The organism is Corallococcus exiguus, assembly GCF_009909105.1.
In the GTDB taxonomy this organism is placed as follows: domain Bacteria; phylum Myxococcota; class Myxococcia; order Myxococcales; family Myxococcaceae; genus Corallococcus; species Corallococcus exiguus.
On record NZ_JAAAPK010000020.1, the window covers coordinates 39,344 to 60,421 of the forward strand.

Sequence of the window (21,078 nt, forward strand, 5' to 3'; positions counted from 1 at the left end):
TCCCTTGCGAGCCAGTGGCGACGTTGACAGCTTTCGGTCTACTCTTGCCAGACATGATCCTGCATGTCGTGCTGGATGGCGTGGCCGAGGGCCCGCTGGGTGTCGGCCTCGACGTGATCAACACGGCCACGCGCCTGCTGGAGTCAGGCCTTGTCCCAAGCGCTCCACGAGGAGCGAACCCACTGCGTCAACGTGTGGTGTCGCTGGACGGCCGCCCGGTCCGCTCCGGCACGGGGCGCTCCGTCTGCGTGGACGGCGCGCTCAGCCTGCGAAGCGTGAAGGCGGGAGATGTGCTGCTGGTGCCCGGACTCTCCGCGGCCAGCGAGCGCGCCGTCGAACAATTGCTCTCCCGCGCCGACACCGCGCGCGGCATGGAGCTGCTCGCGCGAGCGGCGGCGAAGGGGGCGATGGTCGCTGCTTCGTGCTCGGCGACCTTCGTCCTGGCGGCGGCGGGGCTCCTCGCGGGACGGGACGCGACGACGACCTGGTGGCTGGTGCCCGCGTTCGTGCGCCGCTTCCCTCAGGTCACCGTCCGCGCGGACCGGATGGTCATCGAGAGTGACGGCGTCCTCACCGCGGGATCGGCCTTCGCGCACGCCGACTTGATGCTGGCCATCGTCGCGCGCGTCGCCAGCCCGTCACTGGCGCACCTGGTGGCTCGCTACCTCGTGCTCGACGAGCGCGTTTCGCAGGCCCGATACATGGTGATGGAGCATCTGCGCGTCTCGGACCCGGTGCTGCGCTCGGTCGAACGGTTCATCACCGCGAACCTCGGCCGGCAGTTGACGCTGGCGGAACTCGCACGCGCCGCCGCCACGTCACCGCGCACGCTCGCGCGGCGGGTCCAGGCTGGCCTGGGCATGACGCCGCTCGAGTTCGTGCAGCGGGTCCGCGTGGCGCATGCCTCCCACCTCCTGGAGACGACCCGGGACTCGGTCGATGACGTCGCCGCCCGGGTGGGCTACGCCGACGCGGCTGCCTTTCGACGCGTGTACCGGCGGTACGCCGGCGAGAGCCCCCGCGGCAGACGGCCGAGGGGCTCCCGTCAGGGATGAGTTCCGAGCCAGTGAACCCGGCTCAGTTCGTCACCTTGGCCGTGCCCATGAGCGCGCGGTGATCGGAGCACGTCTCTCCGCGCAGGGTGGCCTCGATGTTGTTCCTCCCCGTCCAGTTGTACGAGAAGAACACGTAGTCGAGCTTCGAGTTCCACGGCTGGTTGCAGGCCGGGCTGTACTGACGTTTGGTCTCGCGGGGCGCCTTGAAGTCCGCGTCGATGAACGGGTCACCGTTGCCCAGGTGGTTCAACGTCTGGATGACGGGCGAGCTGGGCGCCGCGTTGAAGTCTCCGCCGACGATGACCCGGTAACCCGAGTTCATCCAGCTGGTCGCCCAGGAGCGGATTGTATTGGCTTGAGACAGCCGCGTGTTGTCGTCCGGGCCCGAGCCAGCGATGAGATGGGTGCTGCAAGCCCGGAAGGCCCGGCCCTGCTTGGTGAAGTCGATGCAGATCATCCCGTGGCCTGAGTTCCCGGGGAGGTCGAGGTTGTATTGCACGGAGGGGCCGTACTCCGTCCGCACGGCGATCAGGTTGCCCTGTCGAAGTGGGCCTCCAGCTTCACGTCCGAGTAGGGCGTGCGGGCCACGAGCATGAGGTAGTAGTAGGCGCCAGTGGTGGGGGAGGGGACTTCCACCGTCTCGTCATTGCCTGGGAGATAGGGCCGGTAGTCATACACGGTCTGAGAGGGCCAGGTGTCGCTGCGGACATACAGGTCCGCGTTGCCCGTGCCGCCGCTTGCCACGAAGCGCAGGTTGCGCGCGCCGGGAGGCACATAGAGATAGAAGTAGAGCAGCGTGCCGGTGGAGGCCAGCGGGCCCCGGTAGCAGTCATTGTCGAGCTGCTGCGGGTTGGATGCCGTGCAGGCAGGAATCGGCCCGGGGCCGGAGCCAGGGGGCACGCAGACACTCGGGTCCGCGGCCCTCGCGACGCAGTCAATCCACTGGTGGAACTCCGTGTCGTTCGCCGTGCCCAGCGCGTCCAGGGACTGGCGATAGGGGGTGTAATTGCCCGCGCGGAACTGTGCGAGGAAGGTGTCCACCTGGTCCGCGTGCCGCTCGAACATGAACCGCGTGGACAGATAGCCCCACGAGTACACGCGGTCGGCGCTGCTGCTGTAGTTGTTGCGCAGGACCTCGCTGAGCTGGAAGGCCTTGCTCTTGCCCAGCGTCACCGCGCTGGCGTTGTCGTTCTTCTTGGAGATGTATTCGGCCAGGCCCTCGATCCACCAGACGGTGGGCTGGCTGGTGCTCGTGTTGAAGTCACCCTTCATGTTGTAGCGGCCATCCAGGTAATGGACGTATTCGTGGCGCAGGTTCCAGACTTCGAAGGTGGGCCGCAGCCACTCCGCCTCGTAGGAGATGAAGCGGGCCTGGTTGCCGGAGGCGGCGGGGTCCCCTTCCAGGTACATGCCGCCATTGTTGGTATTGATGCCAAACAGCACGCCAGCGTAGTTCTGATAGTCGAGGCTGCTGTCGAAGATGATCACCTCCAGGGACGTGTTGTTGTCGCTGGCCACGGGCACGCGGTTCGTCTTCAGCGTGTCGTGGAAGTACGTCTCCTGCGTGGCGAGCTGGTCGCAGCTCTGCGTGAGCTGGGTCGCCGTCATGTGCTGCGCGCGCATGCGCAGGGTGGCTCCACAGGTGTGGGTGATGCCGAGCACCGTCTGTTCCACCGTCCGGCGGAAGTCGCAGGTGCCGTAGTACGCGCAATTGGCTTTGTCGTAGAAGTCGACCATCTCCGCCGCGCCCACCCAGAGGCCCGCCGAGGGACCTGTCATCGAGTGGTTGTCGATGACCGCCTTCACCTTGGGGCGCGTCAGGGTCTGGAGCGGTCCGGTGTGTCTGAGGAAGCGGGCCAGCTCGCGCGCCGCGTTGACGGTGAGGTACTGGTTGGAGGTGCCCAGCAGGTGTTCGGTGCGGGTGATGAAGGACTCGAGCGACTGGAGGATGGACGTGTCCGCCTGCACGGCCGCCAGGAAGGCCGCGTTGGAATGGCTCCGGTAGAGGACCTGGTAGACGCTGTTGGTGGCGCCGCTCATGTAATAGGACGCCTCGGTGGTGGCATTGAAGCGGTCCAGCAGGCCCCGGAGCGTGCCCAGGTGCTGGGCTGCCTCCACCGCGCTGTCGATGAGGATGACGAACTCCCGCAGCACCGCGCCGTGTGCGTCGTTGACGTCCGTGAAATGGGTATTGGCGACGAAGGCCGCGAGGGCCGGACGGATGGCGTCGCGCAGCGAGGCGCCGTAGCTGCCCACCGTGCCTGACTGGTAGAACTGGACGTAGTAGCCAGCGCGCAGGAACAGGATGAGCTGGAGTGTCTGCGCGGAGTTGTTGCCCGCGTACTGCTGGGCGCTGACGGTGAGCGCGTTGGCGATGGTGACCATCTTGCTCTCGATGAAGATCTGCCCGGACTGGGGGGCCGTCGCATAGAACAGCGAGTTGAGACAGTCCTCCGTGGAGCCCTTCACCCGTGAGACAAGCTCCATGCCGCTGGCGGACGCGAAGGCAGCCGGCTCACAGGCCACCAGGGTCTGCGCCCGGAGGACAGGAGCGTGCTTCTGTCGCAGTCGCTCTGGGGCCATCTCCGGCTCGCGCTCGTCGGGCTGGATGCGTTGATGGGGATGTTCCAGCCCGTGGACCCCCCAGGAGGACTCGGCGGGTGGGGGCGCACCAGGGCGGGCGAGCGCGCTCGTCGCGCACAGGATGAATCCGACAGCGAAGGCGATGTTCCAGCGACACCAATCCGTGACAGGACCGCGCATGGACTCATGCTCCGGGTGGGGGGGGGCTTGGGTTGATTCGTGTTGAGCATGAATTAGCAGCCAGGTCTGACAGGCCTGACGCATTCGAGGGATGGGGGCCCCGTTGATGCGAAAGAAAAAGGGACGCGCCCGGGGCAGACTTCCCCGGGCGCATCCCTGGAGTGTTCCCTGTTTCGACCGCGCGCGGCTCAGCGCGTGGGACGGGAGGGGACGCGGGTCGCGCCCGGGGTGGCCACGTCCAGCCGGCCGTACAGGCCCTGGCTCTCCTCCGCCGGACCCGCGGTGAAGAACAGCGTGCGGGTGGGCTGGTTCATGAGGCCGTTGCCAAACGCGAGCGCCCAGAGGCCGTCGATGACGATCGGCTTCCCGTTGGTGCCCTGGAGTTGGGCATCCAGGGTGCCCGTCACGGTGTCGAAGGCGTTGATGGTGCCGTCGCCAAAGTTGCCCACCAGCAGGCGCCCGGCGAACCGCCCGAAGCTGGCGGGCGCCACGGCCATGCCCCACGGCGCGTTCAGGCTGCCCGCGGAGATGAGCCGGCGGATCAGGTTCCCGTTTGAATCGAAGACGTTGACGTAGCCCAGGCCCGCGCCGTGCACGTCGTCCTTGCGCTCATCGTCCTGCTGCGCATAGCTCACGTAGAGGTCGCCGTTGATGTTCTGGATGCCGAACGGCGCGAAGCCGGCAGGCAGGTTCGGGTCCGTGAAGTTCCCGCTCAGCGTGGCGGGCGCGAAATTGCTGTCGAAGACGTCCACCTTTCCGTTGTGGAAGTCGGTCGCGTAGAGATAGGCGGCGGTGCCATTGTTCGCCAGGGCGACGCCCTTGTAGATCGCGTTGCTGCCGGAGTTGTCCACCGTGAGGATGGCATTGGCTGGGGCCGCCAGCGGAGACCAGCCAGCCACGACGCCCTGCTCCGTCACGAAGATGAAGCGAGCAGCCCCACTGGCGCTTCCCGAGGTGACCACGAAGCCCTCGGAGCCGTTGAAGACGACGCCCGTGGGGCTCGACGGAGCCGTGGCTCCCGTGGGCACCGGGATGGTGACCACGAGCGACTGCGCGTTCCCATCGCCGTCATAGAGGGTTGACACCCCTGTCCCGTTGTCGGCGACCCAGGCGGCGCCGAACGGGTTGAAGGCAAGCCCCCAGCTGTTGATCAGATTGGGATCCGGATGCTCCGCGGCCGCGCTGCCATCGGAGACAAGGTTCCTCTGGGTGTACGTGTTGGGAAGCCCGCCCGGTGCCTGGGCGATGGCCGCTCCAGGCAGCGCCACCACGGCAAGCGACAATCCAAGCACATATCCCCCACACCGCCGCCCCAGTTCGCGAATCGACGTTGTCTTCATGATTCCCCCCTTGAGCTATCGCGCTGCTGTGACCTTCTCGTCTGACTGAAACCTGAGAAGAGGAGCACTCCACCGCAACAGGCCCTTTTGAGCAGGGAAATGACTGCCAGTGCTTATTGCCCGGCTTCCAACGCGTCATCCGACCCCGGGCCGGGCGCTATCCGCCGCGGCCTACGTTGCTCACCGTGGCCGCGTGACACGCGAGCAGGTCCGGGATGTTGCTGTGGACGCTTGAAGCAATCTTGCCGTGGAACTGCTGCCACCGGGTCGGCGGCACATGGAAGATGCGCGGGTCTCCGCCGGTGGACTGGTCATAGAGGATGGCGCCCACCTCTCCCGCTCCGTAGGGAGGTGTCCCGCCGACGCCGTCGAAGTCCCAGATCTCCCGCAGGTACCGGGACAGGCTGGGGGCTCGCGCCCGGATGTTCCGCATCAGGCCACGGCCAAAGCTGAAGTCGGAGAGCACCACGTCCTTCAGCACCACGGGAAAGGGGTCGGTGCGTTGCCGCGCTTCCGCCCTCACCTCCGTCAGGATGTCCAGGACGATGTCCTTCCAGTTCGCACCGAAGAGGCCCGTGCTCGAGTACGACGCATTGTTGAAGAAGGGGACGATCGCGACCTGGTCGGAGCCGGCGATGGCGAACTGGGCCCCCATCATCTGCGCGTAGCGGAACAGGCGCGGCCACGAACCCGCGCGCGTCGGGTAGTCCCGGTCCGTCATCCCGGCGGTCCCCGGGCTGGGGTGACAGAAGATGTTCACGGAATCGAAGGACTGGATGCCCTTGCGAAAGCTCACGCCAAACCAGTTCGGCGCCTCGGCACCCTCGATCTCGAAGGACGTGACGTGCACCGCGAACTTCTTGAACAGGAACTCAAGAGGCGTGCTCGCGTGACTGTTGCCCACGCTCAACGGAGACACGACGTGTCGTGCGTCCTCGATGAGGCCGGTCCCGCCGTGCTTGACGTCCCCCGCCGTGAGCGCGGGAAACGGCTTGGAGATCAGCTTGTATTTTCCCATGGTGGTCGTGGGCTACCCGTAGGGCGTCTCTTCATGGCGCTTGAACGGGTACGCCAGCTGGCCCAGGTAGGTCTCCGGCGGCTGGAACTTCGTGGTGCCGTACTTCGAGGGCCAGTGGGACGGCATGTGCGCGGTGCCGAAGATGACGTCGATGAATGACAGGAAGACAGCGAAGTTCTTGTCGATGCCTTCGTCATCGGATGTGTGGTGCCAGTGGTGGAACTCCGGCGTCGCGAAGATCCAGCGCAGGTACGGCCAGCGGTGGTTGACGTTGGCGTGGATGTACACCGCGTGGAAGGACACGAACACGAGGTAGCCGTAGATGGCGGACGGGTGGAATCCGAGCAGGAACACCGGCACGAAGCCCGCGAAGCGGTTGACCAGGATGTCCACCAGGTGGCTGCGCGAGCTGGCCAGCCAGTCCATCTGCAGCGTCGAGTGGTGGATGGCGTGGAAGCTCCACATCCACCCGACGGTGTGGAAGGCCCGGTGCACCCAGTAGCTCACCAGGTCGATGACCAGCAGGATTTCGAAGAACTGCAACCAGATGGGCTGCGCGGCGACGTGCGCCTGGAAGTCGAGCTTCACGGCCCAGGACAGGAACACCTGCACGGGGATGAGCACCGCGAAGGAGATGAGCTGCACGCCCACGTGGCTGACGAAGAAGTGCTTGAGGTCGGTCTGCCAGCCGACGCGGAAGATCTTCTGTTCGTTCAGCCCCCACAGCCGCTCCATGGGGATGAACACCAGCCCCAACACCAGCAGGTCCAACGCGAAGAAGTCCAGGCCCGCGCTCATCGCGCGCGGCGTGTGCGTCAGGGGCTCCGCCTCGCTGCCTCCCAGGAGCAACGCCACCAGCGCCAGCACCATGGCGATGCCGCCGTGCGCCTTGGAGCGCAGGGTCATCACGCTGAAGGTGCCCAGCAGGAAGGTGGCGATGATGGACACCTGGAGGATGCTCCGGAAGACCTCCAGGTGCTCCACGTAGAAGGCCCGGCCATCGTTGGACACGAGTACGTGGGGAAACAGGAAGCAGAACTCCGCGACCACGCAGAGCACGCCCAGCAACCCGCCGGTGACACCGGCGCGTTTGCCCAGGTCGATGCGCCGGGCGGGAGCAAGAAGCATTTCCAAGGAAGACCGTCCAGAAGGAGTGCGGCGAGGCGTGAGCCTACACCACCCGGGTGACGGCGCAGGCCCCCCGGCGGACTCGCGCGTTGCTGTTCGCATCCCAATGCGTCAAGAGGGGCGGCATGGACCTCACGCTGCGGGACGAAGTGAACAGGCTCCTTTCGCCCGACATGAACATCACGGGTCTGGGTGACGTCAGCGTGGATTGGCAGTCGCAGGGCGCCGGAGTCCAGGCCCGCTTTCCGGACCTCCACGGAATCAGGCAGGAGATCAGCTACATGTCCCTGTCAGAGGCGAAGCAGGCGGGAATCACCCTGTATGGTGATGCCTCGTTTTCCATCGACGCATACCCGGTGGAGCGCTTTCAAGGCTTCGCGCATTTCGTGGCCTCGGTGATTGTCCATGAGGCCCATCGAGGTCGCTCCCTCCGCGGTATCGAGCTGGATCCGTTCATGCCCGAGAAGGGCTGGAAGACGCTCTTCGGACGCTTCGCCAAAGGGGTGGCGGGGAACAACATCTTTTCTGGGCGGAAGCGTCTGGGAGTCCCGAGCCGCGCCTGCATGATACTGTCGACCGGCAACGAGCAGTTGTATGCGCTGGATTGCAGCGGCAGCTACGGCACCCTCATTTTGCAGACGTCATAGGACCCCGACGCATGAAGACCGTGGATGAATGGAAGGCAACGCTGCGGGCCGCGATGAAGGAGGCCCTGCGCAACCGGAACGCGCCCGCTTCGGCGGTGCTTCGGGAAACGCTCGCCGCCATCGACAATGCCGAGGCGCCCGATGTGAGCGTCGCTCCTGCTCCGGTCTCTGGTGGCATCGCCGGCGGCGTGAGCGGGCTCGGAAGTGGAGAGGTGGCCCGGTTGCTGTTGTCGCCGGAGGCGGTGGATGCGCTCGTCCAGCGTGAAATCCAGGAGCATCGCGACGCGGTGGCGCTCTACACCCGACTTGGCAAGCATGAAGAGGCCCGGACGCTCCAGGCGCAAGTGGATGTGCTGCTGGCGCTTTGAGCGCTGCCGGTCAGCCAGCGGAGCCCCTGGATGACTCGCGGTAGGCGGTCGGCGTCTGCTCGTGGTGCCGCCTGAAGAGCGCGGTGAACGTGGCGGCGTTCTCGTAGCCCACCCGGTGAGCAACCTGTGAGACGGCTTCGTCGCTGGCGTTCAGCAACTCCCGCGCCCGAGCCAGACGGACCTCCGTGAGGTACGCCAACAGCGTTCGCCCTGTCGCTTCCATGTCTCGCGCGGTCACGAGCCTACCCGTGACAGAGATGCGCAGGTCGCTCGTCCAGTCGACCCCGGGATACTGATGCCTGCAGCGTCCAGGCTGGCCCAGTGGGTCGTGGCCGTATGGCCATGGAGCAGGCCTGTCTCCGCGAGCTGGTGGAGCGCGGTCCAGGGACCGCTCGCGTCCGCCTCCCGGTGTCCTCTCGCCGGTTGAACGGGCTTGGGACGCCGCACGGCGCCTTGATCTTCGCGCTGGCCGACATCGCTTTCGCCACGGCTTGCAACTCGCATGGCCAGACAGCCATCGGCATCCAGGCCAACATCACGTACCTGACCGCGGCGAATGACGGTCCCCTGGAGGCGACAGCCCGCGAGCTTTCACGCGGCAGGAAGCTGGCCACGTATGAAGTGCGCGTGCTCGACTCCGGGGAGCGGCAGATCGCGGCCTTCCAGGCGACTGCGTATCTGAGGTGAAGAGATGACCCCGGCTGGAGTTGGGATGAACGAACGTGCGAGATTCATCCGGAACTCCTTTCACGAGGTGAGGACCCCATGAAGCAACTGCTGGCAGTGGCTGCGTTCCTGGCGTCGGGTCTGGTTGCGTGCGGAGGCGATTCCAGCCTGGAAGGCACCGGGAACGAAGTCCGGCAGCCTTCGCTGGTCTCCGAGTCAGGAGGCTCAGTGAAGGCGAGCGCCTGCACCCAGCATTACGTCCCCAGGCTCACCACCTATTGGACCTCACTCCCCATGCAAGCCGATGGGCAGGTCGGTGAGTGCGAGCTGGATGCGTCCTGCTATCCCACCTGCTGGGGCGTGGAGAGCGCCTATCCCGTCTATAGCGACTACTTCTACTGCACGCATTGTCCCTGAGGCCCTCGCTCCCGCTGCACAGCGCGGGAGCGTTTGGCCTACCTCGCCTGGGCGCGTGGAGGCTGCAACGCCAGCACGGACGGCACGAAGTCGGGCGCGGCCAGGCGCAGGAGCCCCATCCCGATGCCGGCAAGTCCCAGCATCAATCCTGGCGCCTCGGTGAACCTCGGCAGGCCGCAACGCCACGCTCCGTCCCGGCCCTGAGCCAGCACCCGCGCGGCCCGTGAGCGCGCGGTCTCTTTCCATGCCTCGTCGCCCAGCACCTCTCCCGCCAGGTGCAGCACCTCCAGGTTGCCTACGTCGCCGTGACAGAGGCAGTGGCTGCCGCCGAAGCCTTCCCGCTGCACGGTTGCGAGCCCCGCGCGAAGCTCGTCGCGCAGCCGCACATCGTCCAGGTGGCGCAGCGACAGCAGCCGGGCCAGGACGCCGCCCGCGGCTCCGTTGCACCAGGCTGTCATGAAGCCACCGGGCACCAGCGGCTCGCCTTCCTTCGACGTGCGCAAATCCTTCCAGTTGCCGCGCTCCGGGACGAACAGGGCCCGCTCGAAGGCCAATCCCTGGCGTGCGGCCTCCCGGTATCGCGCGTCGCCGGTGAGCGTGGCCAATTCCAGCAGGGCCCAGACGAAGCCGGCCGCGCCGTGGGCCAGGCCTGTGAGCGCGCGCCCTGCGGCGGGCACCACCCACGCGCGCCCACCGTGTTCGGAGTCGCTCGCTGTCTGGAGCATCCGCTCCCCGCACTTGCGCGCCAGCCGGAGCGCCTCCTCGCTGCCGGTCTGTTGGTGGAGCCGCGTCAGCGCCAGCGCGGTCCCCGCGACGCCCGCGACCAGATCCAGCGCCGTGTCCGCGTCGATTCTCGCCTCCAGCGAACCCAGACCCGCGTGGACCTCGTCCAGCATCGCGGTGTCGCCCAGCGCCACGGCCAGATGGCTGAGGACGTAGATGTTCGCCGCGCGCCCCGTGAACACCCCCACGCCGGAAGGGTCCTGGGACTCGGGCGCGCGCCACTGCTCGCGTACCGGCACGGACGCCCTGCGCGCCAGCGCCGCGAAGTCCTCCCGGCCTGTCACCGCCGCCAGGTAGCCGTAGAAGAGCGCCACGCCCCCCACGCCGTCGAAGAGGTCCGTGCGCAGGGGTGTGAGCCCCCAGCGACGGCGCTCCAGGTCCTGGATGCCCACGCCAATCCAGCCGACGTCGTGGGCGCCCTGGATGGCTCGGGCCGCCAGTAGTTCGCCCAACTGCACCGCGCCCGCCAGACACGCCTCGGCCGTGGCGGGCGGGGGCAGGGCATCCCCGGCGGCAATGCCCGACGCTCGGGGCGTAACGGTCTCCTGCTCGCGCTCGAGCGTCACCAGCGACTGGCGGATCAGCGCCACCTGGCCGGCGCAGTCCTCGGGGCCCAGGTCCTCCAGCAACTGGCGCGAGCCCTCCAGGCCGGCGCGCGGCAGGTGATCCGGGATGCAGCGCCCCCGGCTGTCCCAGACGTGGCGGGACCCCGGTCGCGCCGTGAAGACGGGCACGTCCCCCAGCCGGAGGTCTTCGTGCTCGGAGGGCGTCAGCGTCGCCAGCGAAGGGCGCACGCGGACCTCCGCCCACAGCTTGTCGAGCAGCTGATCCCGGTCGAGCGCGTCGCGCAGGAAGTCCGGGTGCAGGCCCTCTTGGAGAAGGAAGCCGTAGCGCATCGTCGCCCGCGCGATGTGGCGCACCTCCACGTCGCGGAACCCCTCGAGTGTCCGCGCTACCGCCTCGCGGTGCTGGAGAAGCAACGCGTAGGTCTCCTGGAAGCCCTCCTCGATGCACGCCCCGAACGCAGTGACGTCCACGGGCTGGCCCTCGAGCAGCGGGCGGTTGTGGGCCGCCGCGGTGGTCGGCTGCCGACGGACGACGTGCAGGGTGTCCCGGGCGCGGTCCTCCAGCGTGGGCGCGGCGTGGGGGAAGAGCTGGCCGGCCTCGCCGCCCAGGCCGCTCAGCTCCACGCCGGCCCGGCCCTCCCTGCCGAACATGAGCGTGGGCAGCAGGCCGCTGCTGAGCACGGACCGCTCCAGGAAGCGCGCGGCGCGGGACACCGCCGTGTCGTCAGCGCGCGGAGCGGGCAGCTGGTGGAAGAGCCCCTCCAGGTCCACGAGGACGGGGAACTCTCCGGCGGCGAGGAGGTTGCCGGAGTGCAGGTCCACTCCGCGCAGCAGATACAGCAGCGCCAGGTGGCTGCCCTGGCGCCAATAGAAGCGCGCCACGGCGTCGCGGTCTGCGCACCCGCTGGTCTCGACGTGCTCCACCCAGCCATGTGACTCGCGCGTCAGCACCTTCAGCCTGCGGTGCGGATGGCGCAGGCCCCAGCGCTCCAGCTGTTCCAGCAGGTCCTGGTAGCGGGCCTCGACCTCCAGCGACCGCGGCTTGTAGACGACCCTCAAGCCGGAGCGGAACGTCAGCAGCGCCACGCTGCGGCCCTCGCGGTGCGGATCTCCCGCGCCGGTGCGCGCCTCCACGAGCGGCCCTGGATCCACGTCCGCGCCGAGCACGGCCACCAGGGCCTCCCGGTCCTCCGCCAGGTGTGTCAGCAGCTCCAGGCTCGTCTGGATCCATCGCTCCAGGGACGTCACCAGGAGCCGCGCCAGCACCGGGTACTCCTCCAGGAACGCGGCGAGCCGGCCCGGGGCCTCCAGGTGGTGCAGGGCGAAGTGCTCGAAGCGCGCCTGGGGTGTTTCGCCTCGCAGTTCGCCGCGCAGCCGGGCCACGTTGAGCTCCAGCACCAGCGACCGGGTCGCGGTCTGCATCAGCCGCTGCTCCAGCGCGTCCACGAGCCAGGCTTCGGCGCGCGCGTCCAGCAATGCATCGGCGGCCAATCCGCTCCGGGTGGCCAGCGCATCAACGCCAGCCCGCAGCCGGCTCAGCCCCAGTTGGAGGAACCGGCGCGTCAGTGCGGGCACGCGCATCCGTGGGCTTGGATCCACGGGGGAGGGGAGGGCGACGTCGGCCGCGCGGTCCGACAGCACTTCTTCCAGGAGCGGCAGCCACGTCAGGGCTTCCGGCCGCGTCGTACTTCCCGCGAGCCTGCGCACGAAGGACGCCGCGTCCAGCCCCACGCCGCGAAGGCGCTCATCGAAGGACGCCTCATCCCCCAGCGTGCTGCGCCGCCACGCCTGGAGGCGCGACTCGGCTTGCTGGAGCGACGGGGCGGAAGGGTCCTCTCCCGCGGCCTCCCGCTCATGGAGGAAGGCAGCCCGCTCCCACGCATCCATCTTCAAGCCCTCTCGCATGCGCGCCCTGCACGTCCGTCTGGACTTGGAAAAAGACAGGCGCGAGGACCGGAGCCCCCGCGCCTCGAGTGAAACGGGACGACTCCTCGTGGGAGTCGCCCGTCACACACCGTCCATCAGCACAGGGAGAACGTCAGATTGGTGCAGATGTACTCACAGGAGTTGGTGGCGGTGAAGCCGATGTCGATCCTGCCGCCGACCACGTCCATCAGCTCGGTCTCGCTCAGCTCGTTCAGCGTCGCGCCAGAGGGGTTCGCGGGCAGCTGGGTGCGCTGCTCGGCGGTGAGGCTCTCGCGGAACGACGGGTCCTTCCAGGCGCGGATGATCATGTCGGGGGTCATCATGTTGAGCCGCCTCCTTTTTTGACGGCCCACCCAGGCTAGCCCGCGAACTCCGGCTGCTTCAAACGTCCGCGGCCTTTTCATGTATCACCGGGTGATGCCGGTGTGAGTCGCGGGCGCCCCATTTTCCCTGGCGCGTGGGAGGGTAATCACGCGTGGTGAAGAGCCATGCGCCGAGACCCCTCCAGGACTACGTCTCGGGTGGGGCTTCGGGGGCCTTCTGCATCGACTCACGTGCGCGAACCCGCTCCTCGCGCTGCTTCTCGACCAGCGCTCGTGCTTTCTCCTTCTGAGGCTCCTCCAGGAGTGCTTCGACCTCGCTGTACGCCGCTGTCTCGTTGGCCTCCATCGCCTGGAGCAGGAGCTGTTGCCGCTTCAGCGCTTCCTCGCTCACGGGTTCGGGAGGTTGGGCCGGCGGCCTGTACGGAGGCCGGCCTCCCCGGCCCGCGGGGCCGACCCTGACAGGCATGGCTCCCGGCGGCGGATTGCCTCCCATGGGGGGCGTCCAGATGGCCCGGAGCTCTTCACGCAGGGGCCTGTTGGTCACGGTCAGTGCTTCGTCCCGCTGGCCTATCTTGATCAACTGGTCGGTGCTCAGCCCCAGCTCCTGATAGTTCTCGAGCAGCAACGCGAGGGGCGACTCGAAGAGGATCCTCGGGGGCGGCTGCCTTCGCTGCTCCACCGGTGGGGACGATGCGCAGGCAGTAACAAGGGCCACCAGCAACAACCACGGCGCGAGATGACGCGGCGACATCTGTCCTCCTTGGGGCGTGTGCCTTCTCTCTATTTTGATATCGCGTCCCATGGAAGGACCACGAGGTCCTGGTGTCAGCAGCACTGACGTAGAGTGCACGGGTGATGTCCCAGCCTGACGACTCCTCCGGCCTGAATGACGGCTACGTGTACCGCGAGTGGATTGGCGCCGCCTCCGTGGGGCGCACCACGCTCGCCCACCTGTCGGACAAGTACCGGCACTCCACCGAGGAGGAGTGGCGTGCGCGCTTCGTGCGTGGCGAGGTGCGACTGGACGGCCTCATCGCGACCGGCGACGAGGTGCTGCGGGCCCACCAGGAGCTCTGCTGGCACCGGCCGCCCTGGCGGGAACCGGAGGCGCCCGACAGCTTCGAGTTGGTGTACGAGGACGCTGCGCTGCTCGCGGTCATCAAGCCGAGCGGGCTGCCGACGCTGCCCTCCGGCGGCTTCCTCAAGCGCACGCTGCTCTCGCTCGTGCGGCTGCGCTGGCCGGAGGCGTCCGCGCTGCACCGGCTGGGGAGGGCGACCTCGGGGCTGGTGCTCTTCTCCCGCACGCATGAAGCCGCCGCGAAGCTCTCAGGCAACTGGCGCGAGGGCGACGTGGAGAAGCGCTACCGGGCGCTCTCGGACGGGGTCGCGGCGCAGGAGTCCTATGACATCCACACGCCCATCGGGCTGGTGCCGCACCCCGTGCTGGGGGCGGTGCACGGGGCGACCGCGAAGGGCAAGCCGTCACACAGCCGCGCGGAGGTCCTGGAGCGGCGTGACGGACAGACCCTCTTCGAGGTGCGCATCCACACGGGCCGCCCCGAGCAGATCCGCATCCACCTGGCGGCCATCGGTCATCCGCTCACGGGAGATCCGATGTTCGCCTCGGGAGGTCTGCCCCGCGAGCACGCGCCCGGCCTGCCCGGAGATGGAGGCTACCTGCTCCACGCGGAGACGCTCGCGTTCACGCACCCCATGACGGCGGAGCGCCTGCGCCTGTACGCCCCACCTCCGGCCGCGTTGAGGATGGCGTCGGAAGCCTGAGCCCCCACACGCAATGGCCTCAGTAGGAGCCCCACCGTGACGGAAGCGGGCCACTCCATTGCGTCTTGAGCCCCGGCGTCGTCAGCGGCGCGGTGCCATTGATGCGCATGATGCTGGAGCTCTCGTTGAGGCTGGACCAGTCCGCGGCGATGTTGCGGCAGTAGCGGTCCTTCGCGAAGCCGGTGGTCATGTCGTGGATGCAGGGGGTGGCATCCCAGACGCGGTCCGCTTGAAGCCGCTGGACGGCGGCGACGATGGTCAAGGGCATCTCTCCGGAGGCTCGAACGAAGGGAACGCCATCGACAGGCACGCCCTTCGACGACAGCAGCTCGAACGCCTTGCCGGAGTAGCTCAGCGTGCCAGGCATGCTGAAGTCCCAGGCACTGGCGCTGAAGGGCGCGGTCTGTCCACAGGATGCCGCGTTGCTGGGAGCGTCGGTGCAGGCGCCGCCGAGGTGAAGCACCAGCACGGCGCCCGTCTCCACCGTGTAGCCCTGGGGAAAGGTGAAGGCGAAGTCGGAGTTGGTGAGCTCCTGGAGGGAGATACCGGTCAGCGTCCCGCCGGTGACGGCCACCAGTTCGATGAGGTCCTGCGGGGCGTCTGGGTTGATCTCGGTGATGCGAAGCGAGGCTTCCGGCGGAGGCTCACCGCCATCCAGGGTGCCCGCATCCGAGTCCCCGGCATCCGGAGCGCCCGCGTCGCCGGAGCCCGCGTCGCCGGAGCCCGCGTCCCCCGAACCCGCGTCGTCGGACGTGCCTGCGTCCACGCCCGAGTCACCCGCACCTGCATCTGGCGAGGACGCCTGAACGCAGCGTTCCTCAACGCAGACGATGTCGGGGCCCCGGGACGCACAGTCCGCTGTGTCCGTGCACTCTGGGTCGGAGCAGGCGGAGACGAGTGGGAGCAAGGCAAGGGCTACGAGTCTCGGGCGGAGCATGGGGAGGACCTGGATGCGCGGTGGGGGGAGCGCACTGAACATAGGCGAAATGGCAGCGCTGTTGGGGAGGTGAGCGCTGGCCCGGCTCCTGGCCTCCCGTCACCTGGAGATGGAAAGTGGCGTCGCGCCCCGCCGAAGTACAATGCGGCACTGGTTACGACTCGCCTCACCGTCCTTCGATCCTGCCCCTTTGAGCCCGTGCGAGCCGCCCCCCGCATGACTTCTGTGTGATGTCACGACGCACGACATGGATGATGGGCCTGGGCGCCCTGGTCTTCCTGGGGGCGCTCCTGCTCATCCGGTGGCACGGCGGCCGTGGAGCCTCGGCCGTGGCCCGGCCGGGAGCGGCTGTCTCACAGGAACTCGTGCCCCGCGTGATGGAGCCTGCGTCCCGCCGTGAGGGCTTCCTGGGCGTCATCGTTGCCAGCGGCAGCGTGGACGTGGCCGCCAGGCTGGAAGGCACCCTCGAACGCGTGAACGCGCAGGTCGGAGACACCGTGCGCCAGGGCGCGGTCCTCGCCCAGCTGGACACGCGGGCCCTCCAGCGCGAGCTGGCGGTGGCGCAGGCGTCGCTCCAGGCAGGGGAGGCGGAGCAGCACATCGCCTCCATCGCGCTCACGGAGATGCAGGAGCGGCTCCAGCGCCGCTCCGACCCGCAGCAGCGCGCCCTGGGGGCCCTCTCCGAGGAGGAGCTGGCCACCGCACGCTTCCAGGAGCAGACCGCCGTGGCCCGTTTGCGCGCGGTGGAGGCGATGGTGGCGGAGCGCAAGGCGCGCGTGGCGCAGATTGCCCAGAAGATCTCCGATGCCTCCGTCCTCGCGCCTTTCGACGGGCAGGTCGCGAACCGCTACCTCGACACCGGGGCGATGGTGGCTCCCGGCCGCGCCGTCTTCCACCTCATCCGCTCCGGAGCGCAGCAGGTGCGCTTCGCCATTCCGGAGGACCAGGCGGCGAGCCTTTCGGTGGGCACGCGGCTGTCCGTGGAGGTGCCGTCCCTGGGGCAGGTCCTGGAGGGGAGGGTGGAGAACCTGGCACCGGAAGTAGACGCGGCCTCGCGCATGCTCCTGGCCATCGCGAGCGTGCCGCGCGAGGGCCATGCTCCGGTGCCCTCGGGCGTCGTGGTGCGGGTGTTCGTCCAGAAGGACGCCGCTTCCCAGGCGGTCACGCCATGACGTCCAGGCCGAGCCCGTATCGCAAGGAGGCGCTGGAATACCGGCAGCGGGCCCACGCGGAGTCCGGGGGCGACCTCTTGCGGATCAGCCCCGCGTGGACCCGGTGGGCCTACTGGGTGCTGGTGGGCGCGCTGGCCTGTTCGCTGCTCTTCTTCTGCGTGGGCACGCTCTTCGAATACGCGGCGGGCCCCGCGCTCATTCGCGTGGAGGGCAAGACGGACCTGACGGTCGCGTTCTCCGGCGTGGTGCTGACGGTGGACGTGCAGCCCGGCCAGCGCGTCGTCGCGGGCCAGCCGCTGGTGCACTTCGCGTCCGAACAGGAGCAGGGGACCCTGGCGCGCATCTCCCGCGAGTTCGAACTGCAACTCGTCCGCTACCTGCGCGACCCCTCGGATGAAGGGGCACGCCAGGCGCTCACGGGCCTCAGGGCCGAGCGCGAGCTGGCCCAGGCCCGGCTGGAGGAGCGCACGCTGCGAGCACCTCACGCGGGCGTCGTCGGGGACCTGCGGTTGCAGCCCGGCCAGTACATCTCCTCTGGCATGCGCGCGCTGTCGCTCCTGGGGGACGACGCGACGGTGGTGGTGCTGGGCTTCCTGCCGGGGCAGTACCGTCCGCTGCTCGTGCCGGGCATGGACCTGCGCCTGGAGCTGCAGGGCTTCGCCTACGAGTACCGCGACCTCGTCATCGAGTCCGTGGGTGATCAGATCATCGGGCCCGCGGAGGCGCGGCGCTTCCTGGGCTCGGAGCTGGGGGACGCCATTCCCTTGGAGGGAGCGCTGGTGCTCGTGCGCGCGCGGCTGCCGCTGCGGACGTTCGTCCGCGAGGGACGGACCTTCAACTACTACGACGGCATGCCGGCGCGGGCAGAGGCGCGGGTGAAGTCGGAGAGCATCCTGCTCACGCTCGTTCCCGGACTGAAGGAGCTGCTGCCCCATGGCGGATGAATCCGGACGGGGGCTCGTGGAGCGCTTCCCCGCGCTGCGAAGGCTCCATGCGGCGGCGCGCGGGCAGCGCATCCCGGAAGTGCGGCAGATGACGCCGGCGGAGTGCGGCCTCGCCTGTCTGGCCATGGTGCTGGGCTTCCATGGCCGGAGCGTGGGACTGGACGAGCTGCGGCGCGTGATGGGCACCTCCCAGGATGGGCTCGCGGCGGCGCACCTGCTGACGGCGGGACGCGCCTTCGGCCTGAGGGGGCGGGGCGTCTCCGTCGACCTGGACGGAGTGACCTTCCTGCCCGAGGCGTCGGTCCTCCACTGGAAGTTCACCCACTATGTCGTCCTGGAGCGGTGGGCTCCCGACGGCGTGCACATCGTCGACCCGGCGCAGGGCCGGCGCTTCGTGTCCATGGAGCAGTTCCGGCAGTTCTTCACCGGCGTGGCGCTGCTCTTCGAACCCGGCGAAGGCTTCGTGCGAGCCCCGGGCAAACCCAAGCGCAGGTCGCGCTACGTGGAGAAGTTCGCGCGCCAATCCCAGACGCTCACGCGGGTGTTCGTCCTGTCGTTGATGTTGCAGGTCCTGACGCTCTCCATCCCCCTGCTGACCGGCCTGGTGGTGGACCGCGTCGTTCCCCGGGGCGACTACCACCTGCTGCTGGTCCTGGGCGTGGGGCTGGGCGCGCTGGTGTGCTTCCACCTGCTGACCTCGCTGGTGCGCAGCCACCTGTTGCTGGAGCTGCGCACGCGGGTGGATTCGGACATGACGCTCGGGTTCCTCGAGCACCTGGTGTCGCTGGCGTATCCCTTCTTCCAGGCGCGCGCCGCGGGCGACCTGATGGCGCGCCTCAACGTCACCGCCACCGTGCGCGAGGTGCTCTCCTCCAGCCTCGTGTCCACGCTGCTGGATGGCCTGCTGGTGGTGCTCTACTTCGTCATCCTGACCGTGGCGAGCCCCGGAACGGCCCTGCTGGTGGGCGCCCTGGGCGCGTTGCAGGTGCTGGTGTTCGAGGTGTCCCGGCGCCAGCAGCGCAGCCTGCTCGCGCGCAACCTGGAGCTGGAGGCGCGCAATCAGAGCTACCAGATTGAAATGCTGACGGGGATGCAGACGCTGAAGGCCTTCGGCGCGGAGCACCGCGCCGTGCAGCACTACTCCAGCCTCTTCGTGGACGTGCTCAACGTCTCCCTGGCCCGAGGCCGGCTGACCGCCTGGGTGGACGCGCTCTCCGGCACGCTGAAGTTGAGCGCGCCGCTGCTGCTGCTCTGCATGGGCGCGCTCCAGGTCCTGGAGGGACGGATGAGCCTGGGGACGATGTTGAGCCTCAACGCGCTGGCCGTGGCCCTGCTCACGCCCCTGGCGAACCTGGTGTCCACGATGGGGCAGCTGCAACTGGTGGGCAGCTACATCGAGCGGATCGATGACGTGCTGGACACCCCGGTGGAGCGAGATACGGCGCGGCCGGAGGCGAGCGCGGAGCTGCAGGGACGGATTGAAATGGAGCGCGTCTCGTTCCGCTTCGGCACCCTGGCGCCGATGATCGTCCAGGACGTGTCCGTGCGCATCGAGCCCGGGCAGTTGGTGGCGATTGTCGGGCGCTCCGGAGCGGGGAAGAGCACGCTCGCGAACCTGCTGCTGGGGCTCTACCTGCCCACGGGAGGACGGGTGCTCTACGACGGAGTCGACCTGGAGCAGCTGTCCTTGAGCGCGGTGCGGGAGCAGGTGGGAATCGTCCTGCAGGAGCCCTCCTTCTTCGGGGCGACGCTGCGCGCGAACATCGCGCTCGGGGACCCGTCAGCGCCCCCGGAGCGCATCGTCGGCGCGGCGAAGCAGGCGCAGATCCACGATGAAATCATGGCCATGCCGCTCCAGTACGACACGCCGCTGGCGGACCGGGGGATGTCCCTGTCCGGAGGCCAGCGGCAGCGGCTGGCCCTGGCCCGCGCCCTGGTGCGCGACCCGAAAATCCTCCTCCTGGATGAAGCGACGAGCGCCCTGGACTCCGTCACCGAGCACCGGGTCCAGGACGCGCTGGCTTCCCTGAACTGCACGCGCATCGTCATCGCGCACCGGTTGAGCACCATCCGCAAGGCGGACCTCATCCTGGTGATGGAGGACGGGCGCATCGTCGAGCAGGGGCGCCATGAGACGCTCGTGCAAGGGGATGGCGCCTACGCCCGGCTGGTGTCAGCCCAGCTCTGACATCCGGGCGTGAAGAGAGTCCCCAAGGCCTTGAGACGGACCGCCAGGGGAAGCGTTACCGGTGCGAGCCGTAGTACCGCTTGCGGATGCCCAACTCGGCGATGAGCCCATCGTTGAGTGAGGCGCCCGCGTCCCAGAAGTCGGCTTTCTCCACGTCCCGGCACGCGCCCTTGTCGGTGTGGGACAAGCCGGTGTTGAGCGCGTCGATGACTGCATACCGGCTGGCCTGCTTGTAGGCCTCCTCGTCGCGCTCGTTCGCGATGGCCCTGCGCTTCAACTCGAGTTGATCCCAGATGCGGCAATACCAGTACAGCGACCGGAACACGCGCGCGTCATAGCGCGGCGCATAGAGCGCCCAGACATCGTCGTGGTAGCCCGTCTTGACGTCCTCGGTGCTGTTCCGCCCATGCCCCTCGCGCCATTCGCTCGCGGCGGCCACCGTGCTGCACATTCCATTCAGCCCCCCGAGGGTGCTCCGTTGAATGTGGCAGTACCCGATGCTCCGCTCCGTGAGCACCGCGGGCGCCTTGTACTGGTTGTAGGTGGTCAGCCGGACGGTCCGGGTGGTGTCCGCCTCGATGCCGGTGTCGAAGTGGTAGCCGCCCCACGTGTAGAGCACGAAGAAGCTCCACACGTTCTTCGCATTGACGCGCTCCCGCACTGTCGCCGTGGGCCTGGCCGCGGCCTGGATGATGGGAGTGACGCGCGCGACGACGTCGTCCTGCTTCCCGCCATACCAGTACCACCAGCGATAAGCGGTGCCCGTGCAGGTGGAGAGGAAGGACTGCATTCCGCGCACGGTGATGTTCTTGATTCCGCGCGCCTGGAACTTCCGCTGGAACGCGGCGACCTCCGCGTCGAGACACCAGAAGTACATCTGGTAGGTCGTCGTGAGTCCGTCCTTCAACTGGCCGCGGAGCGAGATGGGCCCATTGATGTCTCGGTCCTGGGCATTGGGGGGACCTGCCCAGCTGTAATGGACATCAACGCTGTACCGGATGGATCGCCACATCGCTCCAGTATGCGCGAGGCTCCCAGGGGCGTCGAACGCGAGG

The 21,078-nt window shown here is 68.2% G+C and carries 20 protein-coding genes; 9 read left to right on the forward strand and 11 right to left on the reverse strand.

Annotated features, from left to right (window positions below):
* Positions 1-53 precede the first annotated feature (53 nt).
* Complete coding sequence (locus GTZ93_RS41455) at positions 54-1,055, forward strand: GlxA family transcriptional regulator (protein WP_121777985.1); 1,002 nt, start codon at positions 54-56, stop codon at positions 1,053-1,055.
* A gap of 22 nt (positions 1,056-1,077) precedes the next feature.
* On the opposite strand, the gene GTZ93_RS43370 is transcribed toward GTZ93_RS41455, so the two are convergent.
* The 5 genes from GTZ93_RS43370 to GTZ93_RS41480 form a co-directional block, all read right to left on the reverse strand.
* Entirely contained in the window at positions 1,078-1,578 is a 501-nt protein-coding gene (locus tag GTZ93_RS43370; RefSeq protein WP_368733421.1) for an endonuclease/exonuclease/phosphatase family protein, read from the reverse strand.
* 5 nt (positions 1,579-1,583) lie between these two features.
* Complete coding sequence (locus tag GTZ93_RS41465) at positions 1,584-3,818, reverse strand: M9 family metallopeptidase (RefSeq protein ID WP_139921519.1); 2,235 nt, start codon at positions 3,816-3,818, stop codon at positions 1,584-1,586.
* Between the two features lie 188 nt (positions 3,819-4,006).
* A complete protein-coding gene (locus tag GTZ93_RS41470) occupies positions 4,007-5,158 on the reverse strand; it encodes a TIGR03118 family protein (protein ID WP_139918535.1) in 1,152 nt (383 codons plus the stop codon).
* A gap of 157 nt (positions 5,159-5,315) precedes the next feature.
* Complete coding sequence (locus GTZ93_RS41475) at positions 5,316-6,176, reverse strand: hypothetical protein (protein ID WP_139918537.1); 861 nt, start codon at positions 6,174-6,176, stop codon at positions 5,316-5,318.
* 12 nt (positions 6,177-6,188) lie between these two features.
* A complete protein-coding gene (locus tag GTZ93_RS41480) occupies positions 6,189-7,304 on the reverse strand; it encodes a sterol desaturase family protein (protein WP_257979178.1) in 1,116 nt (371 codons plus the stop codon).
* 125 nt (positions 7,305-7,429) lie between these two features.
* Between GTZ93_RS41480 and GTZ93_RS41485 the strand changes: the two genes are divergently transcribed.
* Both GTZ93_RS41485 and GTZ93_RS41490 read left to right on the forward strand, forming a co-directional pair.
* A complete protein-coding gene (locus GTZ93_RS41485) occupies positions 7,430-7,951 on the forward strand; it encodes a hypothetical protein (RefSeq protein WP_139918541.1) in 522 nt (173 codons plus the stop codon).
* Positions 7,952-7,962: 11 nt separating this feature from the next.
* Entirely contained in the window at positions 7,963-8,319 is a 357-nt protein-coding gene (locus tag GTZ93_RS41490) for a GatB/YqeY domain-containing protein (protein ID WP_139918543.1), read from the forward strand.
* Between the two features lie 10 nt (positions 8,320-8,329).
* Here GTZ93_RS41490 and GTZ93_RS43175 read toward each other — a convergent pair whose 3' ends face one another.
* The gene (locus GTZ93_RS43175; RefSeq protein WP_257979174.1) at positions 8,330-8,557 is read right to left on the reverse strand and encodes a helix-turn-helix domain-containing protein; all 228 of its coding nucleotides are present in this window, start codon (positions 8,555-8,557) and stop codon (positions 8,330-8,332) included.
* A 98-nt stretch (positions 8,558-8,655) separates the two neighbouring features.
* Here GTZ93_RS43175 and GTZ93_RS41500 point away from each other — a divergent pair, with 98 nt between their 5' ends.
* Together GTZ93_RS41500 and GTZ93_RS41505 are read left to right on the forward strand one after the other, a co-directional pair.
* Positions 8,656-9,006 (forward strand): PaaI family thioesterase, encoded by a 351-nt coding sequence (locus tag GTZ93_RS41500; protein WP_139918545.1) that lies wholly within the window; start codon positions 8,656-8,658, stop codon positions 9,004-9,006.
* Positions 9,007-9,084: 78 nt separating this feature from the next.
* Positions 9,085-9,402: a hypothetical protein gene (locus GTZ93_RS41505; protein WP_139918547.1), complete on the forward strand. Its 318-nt coding sequence runs from the start codon at positions 9,085-9,087 to the stop codon at positions 9,400-9,402.
* A 38-nt stretch (positions 9,403-9,440) separates the two neighbouring features.
* Here the strand turns inward: GTZ93_RS41505 and GTZ93_RS41510 are convergent, their stop codons facing one another.
* From GTZ93_RS41510 to GTZ93_RS41520, 3 genes are all read right to left on the reverse strand, one after another.
* Positions 9,441-12,656 (reverse strand): type 2 lanthipeptide synthetase LanM family protein, encoded by a 3,216-nt coding sequence (locus GTZ93_RS41510; RefSeq protein ID WP_139918549.1) that lies wholly within the window; start codon positions 12,654-12,656, stop codon positions 9,441-9,443.
* Positions 12,657-12,772: 116 nt separating this feature from the next.
* A complete protein-coding gene (locus tag GTZ93_RS41515; protein ID WP_199753706.1) occupies positions 12,773-13,000 on the reverse strand; it encodes a mersacidin/lichenicidin family type 2 lantibiotic in 228 nt (75 codons plus the stop codon).
* 187 nt (positions 13,001-13,187) lie between these two features.
* Positions 13,188-13,751, reverse strand: a complete 564-nt coding sequence (locus GTZ93_RS41520; protein ID WP_139918551.1) for a hypothetical protein — start codon at positions 13,749-13,751, stop codon at positions 13,188-13,190.
* A 104-nt stretch (positions 13,752-13,855) separates the two neighbouring features.
* On the opposite strand from GTZ93_RS41520, the gene GTZ93_RS41525 reads away from it, so the two are divergent.
* Positions 13,856-14,782 carry an RluA family pseudouridine synthase gene (locus GTZ93_RS41525; protein ID WP_139918553.1) on the forward strand — a complete coding sequence of 309 codons (927 nt, stop codon included), beginning with the start codon at positions 13,856-13,858 and terminating at the stop codon, positions 14,780-14,782.
* A 19-nt stretch (positions 14,783-14,801) separates the two neighbouring features.
* Here the strand turns inward: GTZ93_RS41525 and GTZ93_RS41530 are convergent, their stop codons facing one another.
* Positions 14,802-15,548, reverse strand: a complete 747-nt coding sequence (locus GTZ93_RS41530; RefSeq protein WP_257979176.1) for a hypothetical protein — start codon at positions 15,546-15,548, stop codon at positions 14,802-14,804.
* Positions 15,549-15,949: 401 nt separating this feature from the next.
* Between GTZ93_RS41530 and GTZ93_RS41535 the strand changes: the two genes are divergently transcribed.
* The 3 genes from GTZ93_RS41535 to GTZ93_RS41545 are packed head-to-tail and all read left to right on the forward strand — an operon-like array spanning position 15,950 to position 20,023.
* Positions 15,950-16,891: an efflux RND transporter periplasmic adaptor subunit gene (locus tag GTZ93_RS41535; RefSeq protein ID WP_139918557.1), complete on the forward strand. Its 942-nt coding sequence runs from the start codon at positions 15,950-15,952 to the stop codon at positions 16,889-16,891.
* Positions 16,888-17,835 (forward strand): HlyD family efflux transporter periplasmic adaptor subunit, encoded by a 948-nt coding sequence (locus GTZ93_RS41540; protein ID WP_139918558.1) that lies wholly within the window; start codon positions 16,888-16,890, stop codon positions 17,833-17,835. The genes GTZ93_RS41535 and GTZ93_RS41540 overlap by 4 nt, the downstream gene beginning before the upstream one ends.
* A complete protein-coding gene (locus GTZ93_RS41545) occupies positions 17,825-20,023 on the forward strand; it encodes a peptidase domain-containing ABC transporter (protein ID WP_139918560.1) in 2,199 nt (732 codons plus the stop codon). Before GTZ93_RS41540 ends, GTZ93_RS41545 begins: the two co-directional genes overlap by 11 nt.
* A gap of 55 nt (positions 20,024-20,078) precedes the next feature.
* Here GTZ93_RS41545 and GTZ93_RS41550 read toward each other — a convergent pair whose 3' ends face one another.
* Positions 20,079-21,035: a hypothetical protein gene (locus GTZ93_RS41550; RefSeq protein WP_139918562.1), complete on the reverse strand. Its 957-nt coding sequence runs from the start codon at positions 21,033-21,035 to the stop codon at positions 20,079-20,081.
* Positions 21,036-21,078 lie beyond the last annotated feature (43 nt).